Origin of the sequence: Pseudomonas sp. V88_4, assembly GCF_029967985.1 — a bacterium.
Classification (GTDB): Bacteria; Pseudomonadota; Gammaproteobacteria; order Pseudomonadales; family Pseudomonadaceae; genus Aquipseudomonas; species Aquipseudomonas glycinae.
Genome location: NZ_JASCAF010000013.1, coordinates 1 through 5,075, shown reverse-complemented (window position 1 = coordinate 5,075; position 5,075 = coordinate 1). Strand labels below are relative to the sequence as shown.

The 5,075-nt window shown below is 61.2% G+C and carries 4 protein-coding genes; 2 read left to right on the top strand and 2 right to left on the bottom strand.

Translation table 11 applies throughout. The annotated features are described in order from the left end of the window. Positions 1-993 precede the first annotated feature (993 nt). Entirely contained in the window at positions 994-2,172 is a 1,179-nt protein-coding gene (locus QLG12_RS07130; RefSeq protein ID WP_197871882.1) for a cystathionine gamma-synthase, read from the bottom strand. Then, the gene (locus QLG12_RS07125; protein ID WP_064597269.1) at positions 2,169-3,545 is read right to left on the bottom strand and encodes a cystathionine beta-synthase; all 1,377 of its coding nucleotides are present in this window, start codon (positions 3,543-3,545) and stop codon (positions 2,169-2,171) included. The genes QLG12_RS07130 and QLG12_RS07125 overlap by 4 nt, the downstream gene beginning before the upstream one ends. Before the next feature lie 429 nt (positions 3,546-3,974). Here QLG12_RS07125 and QLG12_RS07120 point away from each other — a divergent pair, with 429 nt between their 5' ends. Both QLG12_RS07120 and map read left to right on the top strand, forming a co-directional pair. Beyond that, entirely contained in the window at positions 3,975-4,235 is a 261-nt protein-coding gene (locus QLG12_RS07120; protein WP_011334623.1) for a ParD-like family protein, read from the top strand. Continuing rightward, on the top strand, positions 4,232-5,023 hold the full coding sequence (map, locus tag QLG12_RS07115) for a type I methionyl aminopeptidase (protein ID WP_282474219.1): 792 nt from the start codon (positions 4,232-4,234) through the stop codon (positions 5,021-5,023). Before QLG12_RS07120 ends, map begins: the two co-directional genes overlap by 4 nt. Positions 5,024-5,075: the final 52 nt, after the last annotated feature.

Below are 5,075 nucleotides of genomic sequence, written 5' to 3'. Positions count from 1 at the left end.
CGCCGACATGATCGGCGCCGTCAGAGGCAACAGCGCCTGCGCCGACATGATCGGCGCCGTCAGAGGCAACAGCGCCTGCGCCGACATGATCGGCACCGTCAGAGGCAACGGCACCTGCGCCGACATGATCGGCGCCGTCAGAGGCAACGGCACCTGCACCGACATGATCCGATCCGTCAGAAGCTACGGCCCCAGCGCCGACATGATCTGAGCGGTCAGAGGCAACAGCACCGGCGCCGACATGATCGGCACCGTCAGAGGCTACAGCTCCAGCGCCGACATGATCCGCACCATCAGAGGCGACAGCCCCCGCACCCACATGATCCGCCCCATCCGACGCCAATGCCTGCGCCTTCGCAGCCCAGACACTGGGCATTGCCACCGTTGCCGCAACTGCCAGGACAAGGCCCGGCCAAAGCGTGTGCTTCATGATGTTCTCCACGCCCCATCAGCCAAACAGCAACCGAGCATTACCCGTCATGCGTTGCGTGACGGAAGGCTCGTCGGCCCGGGGTCAACCAGATTGGTGAATGGCACGGGGGCACCGGAGGGTGCACGGGTGTCGACGGTTTACAGGAAATCTGGACAGCGAACTGAAAAGTATAGTTCGCCCTTGGCGGGAGGCAGGCTGAAGGGTCGTGAAGGCGATAGTCGGTTAGCTTCCTTGCAGACTGGCGCTAGAAAAAAATCAATCTAAAAACCGCGTAGCGCAATGCAGCGTGTTTGCTAGGCTCAAGAATGTAGGCGAAGACGCAGACTGATGCGCAAGCGGATAGCAAGGGGACGTGGGGCGCGTTCCGAAGGGTACACGGTTAGAAAGATCTCCGCGCTGAGATCCAGCCCTTATGCCGTGTGAAGCAGCCGAGACCGTACTCCTTTCAATTGGGTCCGGTACTGTGAGAAGCCTGATAAACCTTGTAAGCCAGAGACCAGCACTGGCCGCCTACTCGAACACCAAAGCCCGCATCGTGCGGGCTTTGACGTTTTCAGGCTTTAGATGCTGGCCAGCGCTTGCGCCAGATCCGCACGCAGGTCTTCGATATCCTCAACACCTACCGACAGACGCACCAGGCTGTCACCGATGCCAAGTTTGGCGCGGGTTTCCGCCGGAATGGTCGCGTGAGTCATGATCGCCGGGTGCTCGATCAGGCTTTCCACACCGCCAAGGCTTTCGGCCAGGGCGAAGATCTGCACGTTTTCCAGGAAGCGCCGCGCGCCTGCCAGATCACTGTTCAGATCCAGGGAAATCATTCCGCCGAAACCACGCATCTGACGCTTGGCCAGTTCGTGTTGCGGATGGGATTCCAGGCCTGGGTAGTAGACGCGTTTGACCTGCGGCTGCTGCTCCAGCCAGTGCGCCAGTTCCAGTGCGTTGCTGCAATGACGTTCCATGCGCAGCGCCAGCGTCTTTACGCCGCGCAGGGTGAGGAACGCGTCGAACGGGCCGGAGATGGCACCAACGGCGTTCTGCAGGAAACCCAGGCGCTCGGCCAGCGCAGGATTGTCGCCAACCACCGCGATCCCGCCGATCACGTCGGAGTGACCGTTCAGGTACTTGGTGGTCGAGTGCAGCACGATGTCGAAGCCCAGTTCCAGCGGACGCTGAATCCATGGGCTGGCAAAGGTGTTGTCGGCCACGCAGATGATCCCGCGGGCCTTGCAGATGCGCGCAATGGCCGCGAGGTCGGACAGGCTCAGCAGCGGGTTGGTCGGGGTCTCGACCATGACCATGCGCGTGTCGTCCTGCAGCGAGGCTTCGAACGCTGACAGATCCGCCAGATCGACGTAGCTGAAACGGTGCCCGGCACTGCGCTGGCGCACCTTGTCGAACAGGCGGAACGTGCCGCCGTACAGGTCATTGCCGGACACGATGTGCGAGCCGGCATCGATCAGTTCGAGTACGGTGGAAATCGTCGCCAGCCCGGATGCGAAGGCGAACGCCTGGGTGCCGCCCTCCAGATCCGCCACGCAACGCTCCAGGGCAAAACGTGTCGGGTTGTGCGAGCGGCCGTAGTCGAAGCCCTTGTGCACGCCGGGGCTGTCTTGCAGGTACGTGGAGTTGGCGTAGATCGGCGGCATCAGCGCGCCGGTGGTCGGGTCCGGCGTTTGCCCGGCGTGGATCACGCGGGTGGCGAAGCCTTGTTGACGGGCGTTCTTGTCGTGCTGGCTCATGCCAGGGATCTCCGTAATTGATTGAGCATGTCGACGCGGGTGATCAGGCCGTGGAAGCCTGAAGCGTCGGCGATGATGGCCACCAGGCCGCTGCTGAGCACGGCTTCCAGTTCAGCCAGCGTCGCGCCGGGGGCGAGGGTTTGCAGTTTGTCGGTCATCGCGCTGGCGACGGGTTTGCTGAAGAGCGAGGCGTCTTCGTGCACACGCACCAGGATGTCCGACTCGTCGATCACGCCGACCAGTTGTTTGCCATCCACCAGCACCGGCAGTTGTGAAACGTCGGCCAGGCGCATGCGCTGGAACGCGGTCATCAGCGTATCGTCCGGGCCTACGCTGACGACTTTGCCGTCTTCGAAGCGTCGGGCGATCAGGTCGCGCAAGTCGCCGTAGCGTTTGCGCTGCAACAGGCCCTGATCGGTCATCCACTGGTCGTTGTAGACCTTCGACAGGTAGCGAGTGCCGGTGTCGCAGACGAAGCTGACCACGCGTTTCGGCTCGGTCTGTTCGCGGCAGTAGCGCAGCGCGGCAGCGAGCAGGGTGCCGGTGGACGAACCACCGAGAATGCCTTCGGCTTTCAGCAGCTGACGGGCGTGATCGAAGCTTTCTTCGTCGCTGATCGAGTAGGCGTTGCGCACGCTCGACAGGTCGGTGATCGACGGAATGAAGTCCTCACCGATGCCTTCCACCGCCCACGAACCTGCGGTGCCGAGATGCTTGCTGCGGCTGTATTCAGCCATCACCGAACCGACCGGATCGGCCAGGACCATTTCCAGATCCGGTTGCACGCGCTTGAAGAAGCGGGTCAGGCCGGTCAGCGTGCCGGCCGAGCCGACACCGACCACGATCGCGTCGAGGTCATGCTCGGTCTGGGCCCAGATTTCCGGTCCGGTGCTGCACTCGTGGGCCAGCGGGTTGGCGGGGTTGTTGAACTGGTCGGCGAAGAACGCGCCGGGAATGTCCTTGGCCAGGCGCGCGGCGACATCCTGGTAATACTCGGGATGGCCCTTGCCGACATCGGAGCGGGTGATGTGCACTTCGGCGCCCATGGCCTTGAGGTGCAGGACTTTTTCGGTGGACATTTTGTCCGGCACCACCAGCACGACGCGGTAGCCCTTGGCGCGGCCCACCAGAGCCAGGCCCAGACCGGTGTTGCCGGCGGTGGCCTCGACGATCGTGCCGCCCGGTTGCAGGCGACCATCGCGCTCAGCGGCGTCGATCATGGCCAGGCCGATGCGGTCCTTGATCGAACCGCCGGGGTTCTGAGATTCGAGTTTGAGAAACAGGGTGCAGGGACCGGTATCGAAGCGGGTGACTTGTACCAGCGGCGTATTGCCGATCAGCCCAAGTACGGCAGGGCGTGAATCCTTTGACATCTCTTCACCTCTTTGTGGTGTTGATCGCGTTCCATTCGCGGGGAAAAAGCTCGCGTGCAACATAGGCTCTGACCTGAGCTGCCGCAACCTTTAAACGGCCGGAAATACTGCCATTTCGATCTAACGATAGAACGAAATCGGAGAGGGGAAGGAAGTGATTTCCAGGGGTTTATACGCAGGCGTCATCGAGTATTGAAAGGGCGTCTTCGGCGTTACGAAGCGCTTGATCCAGTAGTAAAAATCTTGCAGCGAAAAATGATGATTGATTGCTCGTCAGAATGTGAAACACACAGCCGCAAAGTCACGTCATACCCGTCTCAGGTACCGGGCAGATTTTTTCGCCGCGATTTACCGGGTATGCATTGTTTGCAATCTCGCGTGATGCACGATTAATATACGATCCATATACACTTCGTATCGGATATTGCCATGGGCATCGTAAAGATTTCAGAGGACATGCACGAAAATCTGCGCATCTCCAGCAACGCACTCAGCCGCTCGATCAATGCGCAGGCCGAACACTGGATGCGCATCGGCATGCTCGCCGAGCTGTATCCCGACCTTGATCACCACGCCATCTGCCGGTTGCTGATCCGCGCCGAACAATCGGGCGGTCTGGATCTGCAGCAGGTCTGCGCACTGGCCGATGCCGCGCAGAACGCCTCGGTCAAAGAGGCGGCCAAGGCATGAGAAACCCGATCAAGATCAACACCCAGGCCGAAATCGCCCAATCCCGCGAGGCCGGCAGACTGGCCGCCGAGGTGCTGGCGATGCTGGTGCCGCACGTCAAGGCTGGCGTGACGACCGATCAGCTCGACCAGTTGTGCAACGACTACATCGTCAATGTGCAGAAAGCCATTCCGGCCAACGTCGGTTATCACGGCTTTCCGAAAACCGTCTGTGCGTCGGTCAACGAAGTGGTGTGTCATGGCATTCCGTCGAAGCGCGTTCTGAAGGATGGCGACATCGTCAATCTCGACATCGCAGTGATCAAGGATGGCTGGTTCGGCGATACCAGCCGCATGTACGTGGTCGGCGAACCGACGCCCGAGGCGCGACATCTGATCAAGACCACTTACGACGCCATGTGCGCCGGCATCCGCGTCGTGCGGCCGGGCGCTACGCTGGGCGACATTGGCCATGCGATCCAGACGCTGGCGGAAAAAGAAGGGTTCAGCGTGGTGCGCGAGTACTGCGGGCACGGGATCGGCAAGGTTTATCACGATGAACCGCAGGTGCTGCATTACGGTTATCCGGAGCAGGGCTTGAAGCTGAAGGCGGGGATGATTTTCACCATCGAGCCGATGCTCAATGCCGGCAAGCGCCATGTGAAGAGTCTGGCGGATGGCTGGACGGTGGTGACCAAGGATCAATCGTTGTCGGCGCAGTGGGAGCACATGGTGGCGGTGACGGAGGACGGGTTTGAGGTGTTGACGGCTTGGCCTGACGAAATTGAGGGTTTTGCGCCGATCAACTGATACCGAGTCGCCTGCCCGCCCTCACCCCAGCCCTCTCCCTCCGGGAGAGGGC

Coding starts and splice junctions, on each gene's coding strand:
- QLG12_RS07125 (WP_064597269.1), bottom strand. CDS start 3,545: ATGTCAAAGGATTCACGCCCTGCCGTACTTGGGCTGATCGGCAATACG.
- QLG12_RS07130 (WP_197871882.1), bottom strand. CDS start 2,172: ATGAGCCAGCACGACAAGAACGCCCGTCAACAAGGCTTCGCCACCCGC.
- map (WP_282474219.1), top strand. CDS start 4,232: ATGAGAAACCCGATCAAGATCAACACCCAGGCCGAAATCGCCCAATCC.
- QLG12_RS07120 (WP_011334623.1), top strand. CDS start 3,975: ATGGGCATCGTAAAGATTTCAGAGGACATGCACGAAAATCTGCGCATC.